Below are 17,938 nucleotides of genomic sequence, written 5' to 3' on the forward strand. Positions count from 1 at the left end.
GCCGCCAGCGCGAGGGTTGGCGTTAACAAGGGACCCTTCCTCTACCGCAGGCGTTAATAAGGTGCCCTTCCTTGCACTGCCGGCTGCCGGCTGCCGGCAGCGACGTGCGGCGTCAGCTCGGGCGGGCGCCGCGGACCACGAGTTCGTCGAGCAGCGTGCGGGTGGCGGCGGCGACCGCGGCCACCGCGGCGTCGAAGGCGGCGGCGTTGTGCGCCGCCGGCGCCCGGAATCCGGAGATCTTCCGGACGTACTGCAACGCCGCGGCCTCCACGTCCGCGTCGGTCACCTGCGGGGTGTACGGCTCACGCAAAGTCTTGATGCTCCGGCACACGGCTCCTCCTCGTTCCGACCGTTCCACGGGTCCGGCTACGCTTTGCACGTCATGACTACCGCAGCGGCGGGCGGCCCGCGCACCTACCAGGTGCGCACCTACGGCTGCCAGATGAACGTGCACGACTCCGAGCGCATTTCCGGCCTGCTCGAACAGGCGGGCTACGTCCGTGCGGGCGGAGCCGACGACAACCCGGACGTGGTGGTGTTCAACACCTGCGCGGTCCGCGAGAACGCCGACAACCGACTGTACGGCAACCTGGGGCACCTGCGGCCGGTCAAGGACCGGCACCCGGGGATGCAGATCGCGGTCGGCGGCTGCCTGGCCCAGAAGGACCGCGGCGACATCGTCCGCAAGGCGCCCTGGGTCGACGTGGTCTTCGGCACCCACAACATCGGCTCGCTGCCGGTGCTGCTGGAACGGGCCCGGCACAACACGGCCGCCGAGGTGGAGATCCTCGAAGCCCTCGACGTGTTCCCGTCGACGCTGCCGACCCGCCGCGAGTCGACGTACGCCGGGTGGGTGTCGATCTCGGTGGGGTGCAACAACACCTGCACCTTCTGCATCGTGCCGTCGTTGCGGGGCCGGGAGAAGGACCGCCGCCCCGGCGACATCCTCAGCGAGGTACGCGCGCTCGTCGACGAGGGCGTGCTGGAGGTGACGCTGCTCGGGCAGAACGTCAACTCCTACGGCGTGGAGTTCGGCGACCGCTACGCCTTCGGCAAGCTGCTGCGTGCCTGCGGGGAGATCGACGGGCTGGAGCGGGTCCGGTTCACCAGCCCGCACCCGAAGGACTTCACCGACGACGTGATCGCCGCGATGGCCGAGACGCCGAACGTCTGCCACTCGCTGCACATGCCGTTGCAGTCCGGCTCGGACGAGGTGCTGCGCGCGATGCGCCGGTCGTACCGGTCGGAGAAATACCTCGGGATCATCGAGAAGGTGCGCGCCGCCATGCCGGACGCGGCGATCACCACGGACATCATCGTCGGGTTCCCCGGCGAGACCGAGGCGGACTTCGCGCGCACGCTGGACGTGGTCCGCGAGGCGCGGTTCTCCTCCGCCTTCACGTTCCAGTACTCCAAGCGCCCCGGCACGCCGGCCGCGACGATGGACGGCCAACTGCCCAAGCAGGTCGTGCAGGAGCGGTACGAGCGGTTGATCGCCTGCGTCGAGGAGATCACCTGGGCGGAGAACCGCAAGCTGGTCGGCGAGACCGTCGAGGTGCTGGTCGCCGTCGGCGAGGGCCGCAAGGACGAGCGCACCGGCCGGATGTCCGGCCGGGCCCGTGACGGCCGGCTGGTGCACTTCGCGACCGGTTCGGTCGAGCCGGGTGTGATCCGGCCGGGCGACATCGTGCACACCGCGATCACCTACGCCGCCCCGCACCACCTCAACGCCGACGGGGAGCCGCTGTCGCACCGACGTACCCGGGCTGGTGACGCGGCCGAGGCGGGTCGCTCGCCGCGTACCCCCGGGGTGTTGCTCGGGCTGCCGTCGGTGGGCGCGCCGGCTGCGGTGCCCGCGCCGACGGGCGGCTGCGCCGTCGCACCCTGAGAGCCGGTCGGGGCCCGGCCTGCCGCGCCCCGACCGACCCGCGCGGTCAGACCGAGATCCGTCCGGCGCCCGCGCCGCCCGTCACGATCGACTTGACGTTGCTCGGCGTGTCCAGGGTGTACGCGTACGGGATGCCGGCCACGCTGCCGCCACTCTGTCCGCTGCCCGAGTTGACGAAGTGGTTGTTGCGGGCCACCAGGGAGCCGGGGCCGGAGTCGCCCTCACCACGGTGGAACGGGTCGGGGGTGTTCTCGAAGTAGTTGCCCTCGACCAGTACACCGGCGTTCATCGTGGACGCCACGCCGTAGCCGCGCACGTTGCTGTAGAAGTTGTTGTAGACGTGCACCGGGTTGCCGAAGCGGACCCGGGGGTTGCGCTGGTTGCTGCCGTCGAACCAGTTGTGGTGGTACGACACCCGCAGCTTGCCGACGTCCTGGCCGGCGTTGTCGTCGCTGTGCCCGAGCAGCATGGTCTTGTCGTGGCTGAAAACCCGGTTCCACGACACGGTGATGAAGTCGGAGCCGCGCTTGATGTCGACCGCGCCGTCGTACCCCGCGCTGAAGGTGTTGTGGTCGACCCAGATGTTGGTGGCCGACTGCTCGATGTTGATCGCGTCGTCGCCCCAGTTGCGGAACGTCAGGTTCCGGATGATGACGTTGCGGTCACCGTTGATGGTGAAGCCGCACCCGGCGATCGTCGCGCCCGCGTTGCCGAGAATGGTCTTGTTGGACCGGACCCGCAGCATCCCCGAGCAGTTGATGGTGCCGGAGACCCGGATCACCGCCGCGCTGCTGGAGCCGAGCGCGCTGGTCAGCGCCGAGGCGGTGGTCACCGTGGTGGTGCCGGCGCTGCCGCCGCCGCTGGTGCCGCCGTTCTGGGTGGCCCAGCCGACCAGTCCGGTCTGCGGGCCGGGGTTCGGCGGGGGCGTGGTGCCGCCACCGAGCCGGACCAACTGCCAGCGCTGGTTGGCGCCGTCGATGTCGGCGTACTGCGAGACGATCCCCCCGTCGGCGGTGGACCACTGCCACACTTCGAGGGCCTTGTTGCTGTGCCGGCTGACGAACCGGACATCGCCGTTGGCGGAGTCGACGAGCCGGAAGTGCTGCTTGGTGTCGCTGCTGGCGGTGACCTGGGTGACCTGCGCGCCGTCGTTCGAGTTGGGGATGCTCACGACCTTGCCGGAGTGCCGGTTGCGGAGCTGGTAGTAGCCGCTGCCCACGTCGACGAACTGGAACTGCTGGTTGTTGCCGTCGGCGCGGGTGAACTGCCGGATCTCGCCACCGTCGGCGGTGGACCAGTTCCACAGGTCCATCGCCTTGCCGCTGTTGCGGTTCACGAACACGTAGTACGCACTGGTGTCGACGGTCGCCGCCGTGGCCGGGGCGGCCGTCACCGCGACGAGCGCCGTGGGCAGCGCGACCGCCGTGGCGGCCAGCGCCGCGAGTCGCCGGGTCAGGCGACGCGTGACGAATGCAAGCACGGAGATTTCTCCTCATCCTCGGGTACGCGGAACGGGCCGGACGACGCGTGGTGTTCGCGGATCGACTGTCGCTGCCCGGACGCGTCCGCGATGCGGCCCGCCACGAACGGGTGCCGGTGGTGCGTCCCGTGGCGTCGGCCTCGATGCGTCATCCGGTCGGCAGGGGGTACGCCCCGGCGCCGGTGACTGCCCTGCCCAGTGGCAGCGGTGCCGTGGTGTTCGCGGAGTGCGGCCTGCCGTCGGACGAAGTGGGTCGGAGTGGCTCGGCGTGTCTGGCCCCGGAGGGCAAACGCTTTCCCCAGGTAACCATAGAATCAGCTCGATGTAAATGTCGTACGTTCACATCGCCCTGACCAGGAGGTTCGGCGACGGAAAAACCCCGGCTCCCACATCGGGAACCGGGGTTGTCCGAGCTGCGCTCAGCCGGCCTGTTCGGCCAACTGGAGGAACTGCCGCTTGGAGGCGAGCGCCTGCTCGGCCTCCTTGATTCGTCGGGCGTCGCCGGCCGCCTGGGCGCGGGCCAGCCGCTCCTCGGCCTCGGCCACCTGGGACCGCATCTGGGCCAGCAGCGGGTTGTCCTCGCGGGTGGTCCGGCGCCAGGCCGAGTCCATCACCTCGCGGACCTTCTCGTCGATCGCCCGCAGTCGGCGCTCCAGCCCGGCCGCCGCCTCCCGGGGGACCCGGCCGGCCTCGTGCCACTGCGCCTGGATGTCCCGCAGCTTGGCCTGCGCGCCCTTCGGGTCGCCCTCGACGTCGAGCGCCTCGGCCTCGGCGAGCAGCGCCTGCTTGCGCTCCAGGTTGGCGCGCTGTTCGTTGTCGCGGGCCGAGAAGACCTCACTGCGCCGGGTGAAGAAGGCGTCCTGCGCGGCCCGGAACCTCTCCCACAGCCGCTGCTCGGCCTCCTTGGAGGCGCGCGGCGCGGCCTTCCACTGGTTCATCAGCTCCTTGAGCTGGTTGGCCGTGGACGCCCAGTCGGTGGAGTCGGAGATCTTCTCGGCCTCGGCGACCAGCTCCTCCTTGACCGTCTGCGCCTGCTTGCGCTGCGAGTCCAGGGAGGCGAAGTGGGCGCCCCGGCGGCGGGTGAAACCGTCCCGGGCGGCGGCGAACCGCTTCCACAGCTCACCGTCGGTCTTCTTGTCGACCCCCCGGATGGTCTTCCACTCGTCGAGGATCTCCTTGAGCCGGTCGCCGGCGGTCTTCCAACCCGTCGACTCGGCGGCCAGCTTCTCCGCCTCCTCGACCAGCGTGGTCTTGCGCGCCAGCGCCTCGGTGCGGGCGGCCTCCTTGGCGGCCCGCGCCTCGCCGGCCTTCTCCTCGGCCACCGTGGCGAGCTTGTCGAGCCGCGCGGCGAGGGCGTCGATGTCGCCGACCACGTGCGCCTCGGCCAGCGACCCGCGGATGCGCCGGATGGTGCTCAGCGAATGGTTGGCATCCGCCGCGCCGGAGTTGAGCCGCGCCTCGGTCAGATCCACCTCGGTCACCAGGTCGGCGAAGCGGCGCGCGAAGTGCGCCAACCCCTCCTCCGGTGCTCCCGCCTGCCAGGATCCGACCACCCGCTCGCCCTCGGCGGTCTTGACATAGACGGTGCCGTCCGCGTCCACCCGTCCGAAGGCAGTCCAGTCGCTCATGTGCCCATCCTCGATCTCCCGGTGCCCAGGGAGCAGCCTCCCGGGCCCGCCACGGCGCAGTCAAAGTTCTCCGGGCATTGTCACAGGTCCGCCCCGGTCCGCGTCGAGCGCCTATCGCCGACCGTGACCATACGGTGTCCTAGCCCTCTGTCGTCACCGTCCGAACCGGCGTGCCGCTTTTCGCCGAACGGCGTACGGCAGAGGGCCCGCCGGCCGGTGCGCGGCGGTCCCGGCCGGCCCGCCCGATACGGTTGCCTGGTGCCACTGGTCGCCGCCGCCGTCTGCCCCCACCCACCGCTGCTGATCCCCGAGGTGGCCGGTGCCGCCGCGCCCGAACTGGACGATCTGCGCGCCGCCTGCGACGCCGCCGTCGCCCGGCTGCTCGACTCGGGCGCGCGCGACGTGCTGGTGGTCGGTGCCGGCGATCACACCGCCGACCTCGACCCCCCGTTCCGGGGCAGCCTCGCGCCCTGGGGCCTGCCGCTTGCGGTACGCCTCGGCGACCTCCCCGATGACCGGCCCGGCACCGACCCCCTACCGCTCGGCCTGCTCGTCGGTGCCTGGCTGCTGAACCGCCACCCGTCGCCCGCGACCGGTGACGCGCTGAACCGCCACCCGTCACCCGTCACCGGCGACGCGACGTGGCACATGTCGACCGTGGCCGCCGACGCGCCGGTCGAGACGTGCGCCGACCTGGGTGCCCGCCTCGTGTCCGGCCGACCGTGGGCGCTGCTGGTGATGGGCGACGGGTCGGCCTGCCGGGGTGAGAAGGCACCCGGTTATGCCGACCCGCGCGCCGAGGCGTACGACGAGACGGTCGCCCAGGCCCTCGCCGACGCGGACGCCGACGCGCTGCTCGGCCTGGACCCCGCCCTGTCCTCGCAGCTCAAGGCCGCCGGTCGGGCGCCCTGGCAGGTGCTCGCCGGTGCGGCGCGGGCGAGCGGCGGCGACTGGCGCGGCGAGCTGCGCCACCACAGCGCCCCCTACGGCGTGGCCTACCTCGTGGCCAACTGGGAGCGGGCATGAGTGCCCCGGGCCCGGTCGTCGCGGTGGTCGGGCCGACCGCGGCGGGCAAGTCGGCACTGAGCATCGCGCTGGCGCACGCGCTCGGCGGCGAGGTGGTCAACGCCGACTCGATGCAGCTCTACCGGGGTCTGGACATCGGCACCGCCAAGCTCACCGTCGCCGAACGCGAGGGCGTGCCGCACCACCTGCTGGACCTCTGGGAGGTGACCGAACCGGCCAGCGTCGCGGAGTACCAGCGGCTGGCCCGCGCGGCGATCGACGACATCTCGGCCCGGGGCCGGGTGCCGCTGCTGGTCGGCGGCTCCGGGCTGTACGTGCGGGCGGTGCTGGAGCGGTTCGAGTTCCCCGGCACCGACCCGGCGCTGCGGGAACGTCTGGAGGGTGAACTGGCCGCCGTCGGCCCGGCACCGCTGTACGCGCGGCTGCGCGCGGCCGACCCGGCGGCGGCGGCCGGCATCCTGCCCGGCAACGGCCGGCGGATCGTCCGGGCGCTGGAGGTGATCGAGCTGACCGGCCGACCCTTCACCGCCGCCCTGCCGGAACCGACGCCTTACTATCCGGCCGTCCAGGTCGGCGTCGACCTGGACACCGCCCTGCTGGACGAGCGCATCGCCGTGCGGGTGGACCGGATGTGGGCCGACGGCCTGGTCACAGAGACCCGCGAACTGGTCGGCCAGGGCCTTTCGCAGGGGCGTACGGCCAGCCGGGCGCTCGGTTACCAACAGGTGCTGCGCTTCCTCGCCGGTGAGTTGACCGAGGCCGAGGCCCGCGACGAAACGATTCGGGCCACCCGTCGCTTCGTCCGCCGCCAACGCTCCTGGTTCCGCCGCGACCCCCGCGTACGCTGGCTCGACTCGGCCGATCCGGGACTGATCGAGGCCGCCCTCGGGACGGTCCGCGCCGCTGCGCCATGATGGAAGGCGTGGAGTTCACCAAGGGACACGGCACCGCCAACGACTTCGTGATCCTGCCCGACCCGGACGGCGCGCTCGACCTGACGCCCGAGCTGGTGGCGACGATCTGCGACCGGCGACGCGGCCTCGGCGGGGACGGCGTGCTGCGCGTGGTCCGCGCCGCCAAGCACCCCGACGGCGTCGCCCTGGCCGGCGAGGCCGAGTGGTTCATGGACTACTGGAACTCCGACGGGTCCTTCGCCGAGATGTGCGGCAACGGCACCCGGGTCTTCGTCCGGTACCTCCTGGAGACCGGGCTGGCCGCGCCGAGCGGCGGCGACCTGCCGGTGGCCACCCGCGCCGGCATCGTGCGCGCCCGGGTTGACGGCGACACCGTCGCCGTCCAGATGCGGCGTCCCCGGTTGTACGCGGCCTCGACGGCCGCCCTGGGCGGACTGGCCCTGCCCGGCACGGCGGTGGACGTCGGCAACCCGCACCTGGTCTGCCCGCTGCCCGCCGGCCTGGACCTCGCCGGCCTGGACCTGACCCGGGCGCCCCACGTCGACGAGGACCTCTTCCCGCATGGGGTCAACGTCGAGTTCACCGCCGCCGGTGACGCCGTGGACGGCGGTGAACCGCACGTGTTGATGCGCGTCTACGAGCGCGGCTCGGCCGAGACCCTCTCCTGCGGCACCGGCGCGTGCGCGGTCGCCGCCGTCGCCCTGCACGAGGCCGGCCGGGAGACCGGCACGGTCGCGGTCGACGTGCCCGGCGGCCGCCTCACGGTGACCGTCGACGAGGACTCCTGCTGGCTCTCCGGCCCCGCCGTCCTCGTGGCCACCGGCACCCTCACCCTCGCCTGACCACTCCCGGCACCTCCGCCACCCGCCCACGCCTCACCCACTCACCGCGTCGATCATGGAGTTGTGGTTGACGTTGTGCCCTACTTGGTGGGCTTTGTCTGCGCCACGACTCCATGATCGGCGAACCAGGCGGCCTTCGGGGGCAGCGTGCGATGCCGGGCGGCCGTGTCAGCGACGGGCCTCAGGGGGTGGCGGAGGCGCTGGCGGCGATCTCGGGGAGGTCGGCCGGGCCCGGGTCGGCGGCGGGCGGCGGGGTGACGGCCGGATTCTGGGCGGCGGCGCGGACGGCGGCGGCCACCGCCGGGGCCACCCGTGAGTCGAAGACGCTGGGCACGATGACCGTGGGGTTGATCTTCTCCTCGCCGACCACGTCGGCGATGGCCCGGGCAGCGGCCAGCGCCATCTCCTCGGTGAACTCCTCGGCGTGCGCGTCGAGCATGCCGCGGAACACGCCCGGGAAGGCGAGCACGTTGTTGATCTGGTTCGGCTGGTCGGAGCGGCCGGTGGCGACCACGGCGGCGTGCTTACGCGCCTCCCGGGGGTCGACCTCCGGGTCCGGGTTGGCCAGCGCGAAGACGATCGAGTCCTTGGCCATGGTGGCGACGTCGTCGCCGGTGAGCAGGTTCGGCGCGCTCACCCCGATGAAGACGTCCGCGCCGTTCAGCGCCCCGGCCAGGTCGCCCGAGTAGCCGTCCCGGTTGGTGTTCTCGGCCAGCCACTGCCAGGCCGAGTTGAGACCGGTCTGGCCGCGGTGCAGGGCGCCCTGCCGGTCGCACGCGATGATGTCGCCGACGCCCTGGCGCAGCAGCAGCTTCATGATCGCGGTGCCCGCCGCGCCGGCTCCGGAGACCACCACCCGCACGTCGGCGAGCTGCTTGCCCACGACGCGCAGTGCGTTGGTCAACGCGGCGAGTACGCAGATCGCGGTGCCGTGCTGGTCGTCGTGGAAGACCGGGATGTCCAGCGCCTCGCGCAGCCGCGCCTCGATCTCGAAGCAGCGCGGCGCGGCGATGTCCTCCAGGTTGATCCCGCCGTACGCGGGCGCGATCGCCTTCACGATGGCGACGATCTCGTCGGTGTCCTGGGTGTCCAGCACCACCGGCCAGGCGTCCACCCCGCCGAACCGCTTGAACAGCGCCGCCTTGCCCTCCATCACCGGCAGGGAGGCGGCCGGGCCGAGGTTGCCCAGCCCGAGCACGGCCGAGCCGTCGCTGACCACGGCGACCGTGTTGCGCTTGATGGTCAGTCGTCGGGCGTCGGCCGGGTTCTCCGCGATCGCCTGGCAGACCCGCGCCACCCCCGGGGTGTACGCCCGGGACAGCTCGTCCCGGGTCCGCAGCGCCACCTTCGAGCTGACCTCGATCTTGCCGCCCAGGTGCAGCAGGAAGGTCCGGTCGGAGACCTTGCGCACGTCCACGCCGTCCAGCGCGGTGAGCGCGTCCACGACCTGGTCGGCGTGCCCGGCGTCGGCGGTGTCGCAGGTGAGGTCGACGATCACGTGGGTCGGGTCGGAGTCGACCACGTCCAGCGCGGTGACGATGGCCCCGGCCTCGCCCACGGAGGTGGTCAACCGGCCGATCGAGGACGCATCGGCGGGTACGGCGATCCGGATCGTGATCGAGAATCCGGCACTGGGCAGTCGGGTGGTGGGCACGCGGATCCCCTCCGTCGGCGCTGAACGGCTCGCCCATTTCTACTCGCCCTGGTTGGGAGGCTGGCAGCCGCCCCCGCCTTTGCCCGTTCCCGCGATGGGCATATAGCAGGTGCACCGCGCGTTGACACATGTCAGGATTGCTCGGTACATGCACAGAACGGACAGGAGAGACGCTTGCGCGACCAGGAGACCCACGTTCCATTTCCCGACGACGAGCTCGACGCCACCACCGGTGATTACGAGCTCTCCGAACGGCAGGCACTGCGACGGGTCCCCGGCCTCTCCACCGAGCTGACCGACGTCACCGAGGTCGAATACCGCCAGCTCCGGCTGGAGCGGGTGGTCCTGGTCGGCGTCTGGACCGAGGGCAGCCAGACCGACGCGGAGAACTCCCTGACCGAGCTGGCCGCGCTGGCCGAGACCGCCGGTTCGCAGGTGCTCGAAGGGCTGATCCAGCGGCGTACCCGGCCGGACCCGGCCACCTACATCGGGCGGGGCAAGGTCGACGACCTGGGCTCGGTGGTGCTCTCCGCCGGCGCCGACACGGTCATCTGCGACGGTGAGTTGTCCCCGTCCCAGCTTCGCAACCTGGAGCAGCGCACCAAGGTCAAGGTGGTCGACCGGACGGCGCTGATCCTCGACATCTTCGCCCAGCACGCCAAGAGCAAGGAGGGCCGAGCCCAGGTCGAGCTGGCCCAGCTCGAATACCTCCTGCCCCGCCTGCGCGGTTGGGGCGAGACGCTGTCCCGGCAGACCGGTGGTTCCGGCCGTGGCGGCGGCGCCGGTGGCGGCGTGGGTGTGCGTGGTCCCGGTGAGACCAAGCTGGAGACCGACCGGCGGCGCATCCGCCACCGCATCGCCCGGCTCCGCCGCGAGATCAAGGCCATGCGGACGGTACGCGAGACCAAGCGCGCCCGCCGTTCCCGTAACGCGGTGCCGGCGGTGGCCATCGCCGGCTACACCAACGCCGGCAAGTCGAGCCTGCTCAACCGGCTCACCGGTGCCGGCGTACTGGTCGAGGACGCGCTCTTCGCCACGCTCGACCCGACCACCCGCCGCGCCACCACCGCCGACGGGCGGGTCTACACGCTGTCGGACACGGTCGGGTTCGTCCGGCACCTGCCGCACCAGATCGTCGAGGCGTTCCGCTCGACCCTGGAGGAGGTCGCCGAGGCCGACCTGGTGGTGCATGTGGTCGACGGTGCCCACCCCGACCCGCAGGAGCAGGTCCGGGCCGTCCGCGAGGTGCTCGGCGAGGTCGGTGCCGACCGGCTGCCCGAGCTGCTGGTGGTCAACAAGACCGACGCCGCCGACGAGGAGACCCTGCTGCACCTCAAGCGGCTCTGGCCGGAGGCGATCTTCGTCTCCGCGCACCGCGGTCGTGGCATCGACGAACTGCGGACGGCGATCGAGCAGCGGCTGCCACGCCCGGCGGTGGAGTTGCGGGTGGTGCTGCCGTACGAGCGGGGTGACCTGGTGGCCCGTCTGCACCGACAGGGCGAGGTACTCAGCACCGCGCACCTGGCCGAGGGCACCATGCTCCACGTACGCGTCAACGAGGCGCTCGCCGCCGAACTGTCCACGTACGTCGACGCGACGCAGGCGGTTCGTGCCGCGCGGTGACCGCCCAGGCGCGTCACCCGAAGGAAACGTGGGGCGTGCGACACTTCCTTTCATGCACCGCACTGTTTCCTCGGTCACGGTTGCGCTCGGCCTGTTCGGGGCCACCGTGGCGGTCACCGGCGTCACTCTCGCCGCGCCCGGGTCGTCGCCACCCGCGTACGCCGCATCGCCGGTGACCGATGTCGGCCCGCCGACCGTGTCGACCGACGTGGGGCCGGTGCTCGCCGCTGGCGCCGTCGCTCCGGCGGCGGCGCCGATGGCCGCCGCGCCGCTCGCGGCGGCACCCAAGAAGCAGTGTTCGGTCACCGACTCGCGGCTGCGGGAGATGTCCGGCCTGGTGGTCACCCGCAACGGGTACATCGTGATCAACGACAGCACCGAACAGGACAGCCGCAAGCGGGTCTTCTACCTCAATAAGGACTGCGACGTCACCCGCGAGGTCCGTTACTCGGGTGCGGGGCCGTTCGACACCGAGGACCTCGCCGTCTCGCCGGACGGCAACACGTTGTGGATCGCCGACACCGGTGACAACATCACCAGCCGGGAACGCCGGAAGCGGGTCGCGGTCTGGAGCATGCCGATCAACGGCAGCAAGTCGCCGGTCCTGCATCGGCTGGCGTACCCGGACGGCAAGCCCCGCGACGCCGAGGCGCTGCTGATCGGCGACGACAACCTGCCGTTGATCATCACGAAGGTCACCTCCGGCAAGGCGGAGATCTTCACCGCCGACGGTGCGCTCAAGACCGGCGACACCGAGCCGGTGCCGATGAAGAAGCTCGGCGACATCGAGCTGCCCAAGACCGACACCGAGAACCCGCTGAGCACCTTCGGGCGAGTGGCGATCACCGGTGCGGCCCGGTCCCCGGACGGTGCCCGAGTGGCGCTGCGCACGTACGCCGACGCCTTCGAGTACGACGTGCAGAACGGCGACATCGTCACCGCGCTGACCACCACCACGCCCCGGGTGACTCCGCTGGCCGATCCGTTCGGTGAGGCGATCGCGTACTCGACCGACGGCAAGACCTTCCTGACCGTCTCCGACGCAGGGCATCTCGACGACAACGAGCCGGTCGACATCCTCAGCTACACGCCGTCCACCGAGGGCCCTAAGAACCTTGCCGACGACCCGGACGCGGTGAAGAACGCGGCCGGCCGGTCGTGGTTCGACGGGCTGACCCTGGACGACATCACCTACCTGATCGCCACCGTCGGTGTGCTCGGCGCGTTGCTGGTGGGCGCCGGCATCTTCGGCATCCTGCGGGCCCGCAAGCGTCCGGTGCCGGCGGGCAAGAGCCGCGACGGCGACGATGACGACGACCCGAGCCGCAAGGACGACGGCTTCGGCCCGAAGGACCGGGGGCGGGGCGCGGTGTACGGCGGCGCCCAGTCCGGTCCCGTCTACGGCGGGTCGGCGAAGGGCGACCGGCCCGAGGGCGCCCGGTCGGGTGCGGTCTACGGCGGTGGCCGTCCGGCCGGTGCCAACGGCTCCCGCCCGGCTCAGGGCGGTGGCGTCTACGGCGGCGGAGGTGGCGGTGGCCGCTCCGGCGACCAGGGTGGCCGGTCGGGTGGTGAGGGCGGCCCGGTCTACGGCGGCGGCCGTCCCGGCGGCGGTGGCCGCCCGGCTCAGGGTGGCGGTGGCCGCCCGGCTCAGGGTGGCGGGAGCCGCTCCGGTGGTGGGGTCTACGGCGGTGGCGGCGGCGGTGGCCGGGCCGGCGGACCGCCCGGTGGCGGTGGCCGCAGCGGCGGTGCCCCCGGTGGCGGTGCCTCGGGCGGTGGCCGTGGCGGCGGGATGCCCGGTGGCGGCGGCCGGGGAGGTGGCGCGCCCGGTGGCGGCGGTGGCCGCGCGGGCGGGATGCCCGGTGGCGGGCGGGGTGGACAGCCCGGTGGAGGCCGTGCCGAACCGCCCCGGCGGGGTGGGCCCGGCGGCGAGCCGGACCACCGGGGCCGGCGTTCCGGCCGCTACCGCGAGAACGGCGACGAGCCGTACGGTCAGATGCCGGGCGGCAACTACGGATACCGAGGCGACCGGTACTGACGGCGACCGGTACTGACGGCGACCGGTACTGACGGCGGGTCAGCACCGGCCGCGTAGTCGTTCAGATCCGGCGCAGCACCGCGACGACCCGGCCCATGATGGTGGCGTCGTCACCCGGGATCGGGTCGAAGGCCGGGTTCTGCGGCATCAGCCAGACGTGGCCGTCGCGCCGCCGGTAGGTCTTCACGGTCGCCTCGCCGTCCAGCATGGCGGCGACGATCTCGCCGGAGTCGGCGGTCGGCTGCTGCCGGACGACCACCCAGTCCCCGTCGCAGATCGCCGCGTCGAGCATCGAGTCGCCCTTGACCTGGAGCATGAAGACCTCGCCCTCGCCGACCAGCTCGCGAGGCAGCGGGAAGACCTCCTCCATCGACTGCTCGGCGAGGATCGGCCCACCGGCGGCGATCCGGCCGAGCATCGGCACGTACGCCGGGGTGGGGCGTTGCGAGCGGGTCAGCTCGTCGTCGACGCTGGGGGAGCGGACGTCAACCGCGCGCGGGCGGTTCGGGTCGCGCCGCAGAAAGCCCTTCTTCTCCAGCTCCTTGAGCTGGTAGGCGACGCTGGACGGGGAGACCAGCCCGACCGCCTCGCCGATCTCGCGCACGCTCGGCGGGTAGCCGTGCCGCTCCACCCAGGTGCGGATGAAGTCGAGGATGCGTCGCTGACGGGCGGTCAGGTCGACGGTCGCCGGGTCGGGAAAGCCGCTGACCACCGGGGTCACCGGGCGTACGGCGGGCTGCCCGGAGCGGGCGCGGGTGACGCTGCGGCGACGGGCGGCCGGCGGACCCGCCTCGATGCTCTGCTGCGGGCTCTGCGGCCGGTTGGCCCGGTCCTCGGTCACGTCCGTCCTCCCTGGTCGGCGCTGGGGTGCCTCGGCGGCTCGTGGTGCGCACGGTGATCTGTCGGCCGGTGCGGCGACCATGGTCACCTCCGGCTGTTCATGACCGTATCGGTGGGATCGGTCATTTTCAAACATCTGTACGACCTATCTCCGCGTGTCGGGCCGGAAAAGCGCGACAGTCGTACGTCCGTTCTGATAAATGGTACGCGGAGTCGAACGCGTGTTCGACCCGGTACGGATAGTCGGTGATCCTGTCCGGCCGGACGGTAACTCCCGCCACCGGTCCGCGTTGGGTTCTCGGATCGGTTGGAGAGGAGGGAGGGGTGGGTTGTCGGGTGACGCGCCGGACACGCCGGCCAACTTGACCTCGGATCGCCAGCGGCATAGGTTCGACCCCTAGATGTAGTAGTCACATGGGCGTAAGTCGCCTACAGGTTGGGTTCGACTACCCACCGCACTTTCCGCACCGCCGAGCCGGCGGCCGTCCTGCGGGGCGGCTCCGCCGTCCCTGCGTGTGCCCGGAGGCGGATGGGGGCGTACCCGAAGTCGATCAAGGAGGTCGGGCGATGCGGTGTCCGTACTGCCGGCACGCCGACTCCCGGGTGGTCGACTCGCGGGAGGCGGACGACGGTCAGTTGATCCGTCGGCGGCGCTCCTGCCCGGAGTGCGGCAAACGGTTTACCACCGTCGAGGAGGCGGTGCTGGCGGTGGTCAAGCGCAGCGGGGTGACCGAGCCGTTCAGCCGGACGAAGATCATCGGCGGAGTGCGCAAGGCGTGCCAGGGACGGCCGGTCGACGAGGACTCGATCGCGATCCTGGCGCAGCGGGTCGAGGAGACCATTCGCGCCAAGGGGGCCGCCGAGATCCCGAGCCACGATGTCGGGCTGGCCATCCTGGGTCCCCTGCGGGACCTGGACGAGGTCGCCTACCTGCGGTTCGCAAGCGTCTACCGGTCGTTCGACTCGCTCGCCGACTTCGAGCAGGAGATCGAGACGCTGCGGGCCGCCGCGCGCGCCCGGGAGGGTGCTGGGGCCGAGACGGCCCACGCGCAGTGAACGTCTGAGCAGCAGCAGTAGTGACAGTCGGATCGCGCGGGTGCCCGCGTGAGCGAGGGGGCGGATGAGATGCCGGGGGACGGTGTGACAACAAGCAGGTCACGGAACAAGACGAACGCAGGCCTCAAGGTGGACCGGGTCTGGACCACCGAGGGCGTGCACCCGTACGACGAGGTCGCCTGGGAGCGCCGCGACGTCGTGATGACCAACTGGCGGGACGGCTCGATCAACTTCGAGCAGCGCGGGGTGGAGTACCCGGAGAGCTGGAGCGTCAACGCGGCCAACATCGTGACCACCAAGTACTTTCGGGGCGCGGTGGGCACCCCGGAGCGGGAGTGGTCGCTCAAGCAGCTGATCGACCGGGTGGTCACCACCTACCGCACCGCCGGTGAGGAGTACGGCTACTTCGCCTCCCCGGCCGACGCCGAGGTCTTCGCCCACGAGCTGACCTGGATGCTGCTGCACCAGGTGTTCAGCTTCAACTCGCCGGTCTGGTTCAACGTCGGTACGCCGTCGCCGCAGCAGGTCAGCGCCTGCTTCATCCTCGCCGTCGACGACTCGATGGACTCCATCCTCGACTGGTACAAGGAGGAGGGGCTGATCTTCAAGGGAGGCTCCGGCTCCGGGGTGAACCTCTCCCGGATCCGTTCCTCCCGGGAGCTGCTCTCCTCCGGCGGGACCGCCTCCGGTCCGGTCAGCTTCATGCGCGGCGCGGACGCGAGCGCCGGCACCATCAAGTCCGGCGGCGCCACCCGGCGGGCGGCCAAGATGGTGATCCTCGACGTCGACCACCCGGACATCGAGGAGTTCGTGGTCACCAAGGCGCGCGAGGAGGACAAGATCCGCGCGTTGCGCGACGCCGGGTTCGACATGGACCTGGGCGGTGCCGACATCGTCAGCGTGCAGTACCAGAACGCCAACAACTCGGTCCGGGTCTCCGACGAGTTCATGGCGGCGGTCGAGCAGGGCGGCGGCTTCGACCTGCGTGGCCGGCTCGACGGCGCGGTGATCGAGACCATCGACGCGCAGAAGCTGTTCCGCACCATCTCCCAGGCCGCCTGGGAGTGCGCCGACCCCGGCCTGCAGTACGACGACACCATCAACGACTGGCACACCTGCCCGGAGACGGGCCGCATCACCGCGTCGAACCCGTGCTCGGAGTACCTGCACCTGGACAACTCCTCGTGCAACCTGGCCTCGTTGAACCTGATGAAGTTCCTCCGCGCCGACGGCGGCTTCGAGGTGGAGAAGTTCGTCCGCAGCGTCGAAATGGTCATCACCGCGATGGACATCTCGATCTGCTTCGCCGACTTCCCGACCGAGAAGATCGGGGAGACCACCAGGGCCTACCGGCAGCTCGGCATCGGGTACGCCAACCTCGGCGCCCTGCTGATGGCCTCCGGCCTGCCGTACGACTCGGACCAGGGCCGTTCGCTGTCCGCCGCGATCACCTCGCTGATGACCGGCACGGCGTACCGTCGCTCGGCCGAGCTGGCCGGCATCGTCGGCGCGTACGACGGGTACGCCCGCAACGCCGAGCCGCACAAGCGGGTCATGCGCAAGCACGCCGCCGCCAACGACCAGATCAAGCCGGCCGGCACGGTGGCCACCGCGGTGGTGCGCGAGGCCACCAAGCAGTGGACCCAGGGCAACAAGATCGGCGACAAGTTCGGCTGGCGGAACTCGCAGGCCAGCGTGCTCGCCCCGACCGGCACCATCGGCCTGATGATGGACTGCGACACCACCGGTGTCGAGCCGGACCTGGCGCTGGTCAAGTTCAAGAAGCTGGTCGGCGGCGGCTCGATGCAGATCGTCAACCAGACCGTGCCGCGCGCCCTGCGCAGCCTCGGATACCCCGAGGAGCAGGTGGAGGCGATCGTCGAGCACATTTCGGACCAGGGACACGTGGTGGACGCCCCCGGCCTCAAGCCGGAGCACTACCCGGTCTTCGACTGCGCCATGGGCGAGCGGTCCATCGCCCCGATGGGCCACGTGCGGATGATGGCGGCGGTCCAGCCGTTCATCTCCGGCGCCATCTCCAAGACGGTCAACATGCCGGAGCAGGCGACCGTCGCCGACGTCGAGAAGATCTACTTCGAGGGCTGGAAGCTCGGCCTCAAGGCGCTGGCGATCTATCGGGACAACTGCAAGGTCGGTCAGCCGCTGTCGGTGGCGAAGAAGAAGACCGCCGAGCCGGAGGAGACCGTCACCGCGGTCGAGCCGGTGGTGGAGAAGGTCGTCGAGTACCGCCCGGTACGCAAGCGGCTGCCGAAGAAGCGGCCGTCGGAGACCATCTCCTTCTCGGTCGGTGGCGCCGAGGGCTACCTCACCGCCTCGTCCTACCCGGACGACGGCCTCGGCGAGGTCTTCCTCAAGATGTCGAAGCAGGGCTCCACCCTGGCCGGAGTGATGGACGCCTTCTCGGTGGCCATCTCCATCGGCCTCCAGTACGGCGTCCCGCTGGAGACGTACGTCAGCAAGTTCACCAACATGCGCTTCGAGCCGGCCGGTATGACCGACGACCCGGACGTGCGGATGGCCGCCTCGGTGATGGACTACATCTTCCGTCGCCTGGCACTGGACTTCCTGCCCTACGAGCGCCGCGCCGAGATCGGCATCTTTACTGCCAAGGAGCGGGCCGCCCAGCTCGCCGCCGAGGCCGAGGCGGAGGCCAACGGCACGGACCTCACCGCCATGGCCGCGTCCGCCCCGGTGGAGGCTCCCACCGAGCCGAGGGTCGGCCCGGTCGCCCAGCCGGCCCAGGAACTCGCCGACGCCGCCGCGATCAAGCCGGCACCGTCGGTCGGTTCCAGCACCGAGCTGCTGGAGGCCGTGATCGGCAAGGCCGCCGACGCACCGCTCTGCTTCACCTGCGGTACGAAGATGCGCCCCGCCGGTAGCTGCTACGTCTGCGAGGGCTGCGGCTCCACCAGCGGCTGCAGCTGACGACGA

The 17,938-nt window shown here is 71.4% G+C and carries 13 protein-coding genes; 8 read left to right on the plus strand and 5 right to left on the minus strand.

Features of this window, described 5'->3' with window-relative positions:
- Nucleotides 1-112: 112 nt before the first annotated feature.
- Nucleotides 113-331: a DUF2277 family protein gene (locus ACZ31C_RS17910; protein WP_117226614.1), complete on the minus strand. Its 219-nt coding sequence runs from the start codon at nt 329-331 to the stop codon at nt 113-115.
- Between the two features lie 51 nt (nt 332-382).
- Here ACZ31C_RS17910 and miaB point away from each other — a divergent pair, with 51 nt between their 5' ends.
- A complete protein-coding gene (gene miaB / locus ACZ31C_RS17915; protein WP_465796210.1) occupies nt 383-1,888 on the plus strand; it encodes a tRNA (N6-isopentenyl adenosine(37)-C2)-methylthiotransferase MiaB in 1,506 nt (501 codons plus the stop codon).
- Nucleotides 1,889-1,934: 46 nt separating this feature from the next.
- Here miaB and ACZ31C_RS17920 read toward each other — a convergent pair whose 3' ends face one another.
- Both ACZ31C_RS17920 and ACZ31C_RS17925 read right to left on the minus strand, forming a co-directional pair.
- A complete protein-coding gene (locus ACZ31C_RS17920) occupies nt 1,935-3,368 on the minus strand; it encodes a pectate lyase family protein (protein WP_465796211.1) in 1,434 nt (477 codons plus the stop codon).
- 419 nt (nt 3,369-3,787) lie between these two features.
- Nucleotides 3,788-4,996 carry a DUF349 domain-containing protein gene (locus ACZ31C_RS17925; RefSeq protein WP_396745124.1) on the minus strand — a complete coding sequence of 403 codons (1,209 nt, stop codon included), beginning with the start codon at nt 4,994-4,996 and terminating at the stop codon, nt 3,788-3,790.
- A 258-nt stretch (nt 4,997-5,254) separates the two neighbouring features.
- Between ACZ31C_RS17925 and ACZ31C_RS17930 the strand changes: the two genes are divergently transcribed.
- Genes ACZ31C_RS17930 through dapF form a run of 3 tightly spaced genes read left to right on the plus strand, consistent with a single transcriptional unit; the run spans nt 5,255 to nt 7,778 of the window.
- A complete protein-coding gene (locus tag ACZ31C_RS17930; protein ID WP_465796212.1) occupies nt 5,255-6,022 on the plus strand; it encodes a class III extradiol ring-cleavage dioxygenase family protein in 768 nt (255 codons plus the stop codon).
- Nucleotides 6,019-6,936, plus strand: a complete 918-nt coding sequence (miaA, locus tag ACZ31C_RS17935) for a tRNA (adenosine(37)-N6)-dimethylallyltransferase MiaA (protein WP_465796213.1) — start codon at nt 6,019-6,021, stop codon at nt 6,934-6,936. The genes ACZ31C_RS17930 and miaA overlap by 4 nt, the downstream gene beginning before the upstream one ends.
- 8 nt (nt 6,937-6,944) lie before the next feature.
- A complete protein-coding gene (dapF, locus tag ACZ31C_RS17940; RefSeq protein WP_465796214.1) occupies nt 6,945-7,778 on the plus strand; it encodes a diaminopimelate epimerase in 834 nt (277 codons plus the stop codon).
- A gap of 181 nt (nt 7,779-7,959) precedes the next feature.
- Here the strand turns inward: dapF and ACZ31C_RS17945 are convergent, their stop codons facing one another.
- Nucleotides 7,960-9,432 (minus strand): NAD-dependent malic enzyme, encoded by a 1,473-nt coding sequence (locus ACZ31C_RS17945; RefSeq protein WP_396745111.1) that lies wholly within the window; start codon nt 9,430-9,432, stop codon nt 7,960-7,962.
- Between the two features lie 174 nt (nt 9,433-9,606).
- Here ACZ31C_RS17945 and hflX point away from each other — a divergent pair, with 174 nt between their 5' ends.
- Nucleotides 9,607-11,055 carry a GTPase HflX gene (hflX, locus tag ACZ31C_RS17950; RefSeq protein WP_396745108.1) on the plus strand — a complete coding sequence of 483 codons (1,449 nt, stop codon included), beginning with the start codon at nt 9,607-9,609 and terminating at the stop codon, nt 11,053-11,055.
- A 52-nt stretch (nt 11,056-11,107) separates the two neighbouring features.
- Entirely contained in the window at nt 11,108-13,090 is a 1,983-nt protein-coding gene (locus tag ACZ31C_RS17955; RefSeq protein WP_465796215.1) for a hypothetical protein, read from the plus strand.
- A 61-nt stretch (nt 13,091-13,151) separates the two neighbouring features.
- On the opposite strand, the gene lexA is transcribed toward ACZ31C_RS17955, so the two are convergent.
- A complete protein-coding gene (lexA, locus tag ACZ31C_RS17960) occupies nt 13,152-13,931 on the minus strand; it encodes a transcriptional repressor LexA (RefSeq protein ID WP_396745102.1) in 780 nt (259 codons plus the stop codon).
- Nucleotides 13,932-14,497: 566 nt separating this feature from the next.
- Between lexA and nrdR the strand changes: the two genes are divergently transcribed.
- On the plus strand, nt 14,498-14,986 hold the full coding sequence (gene nrdR / locus ACZ31C_RS17965) for a transcriptional regulator NrdR (RefSeq protein WP_350693877.1): 489 nt from the start codon (nt 14,498-14,500) through the stop codon (nt 14,984-14,986).
- A 69-nt stretch (nt 14,987-15,055) separates the two neighbouring features.
- Nucleotides 15,056-17,932 (plus strand): vitamin B12-dependent ribonucleotide reductase, encoded by a 2,877-nt coding sequence (locus ACZ31C_RS17970; protein WP_465796254.1) that lies wholly within the window; start codon nt 15,056-15,058, stop codon nt 17,930-17,932.
- Nucleotides 17,933-17,938 lie beyond the last annotated feature (6 nt).

It is taken from the genome of Micromonospora sp. NPDC023869 (genome assembly GCF_055559695.1).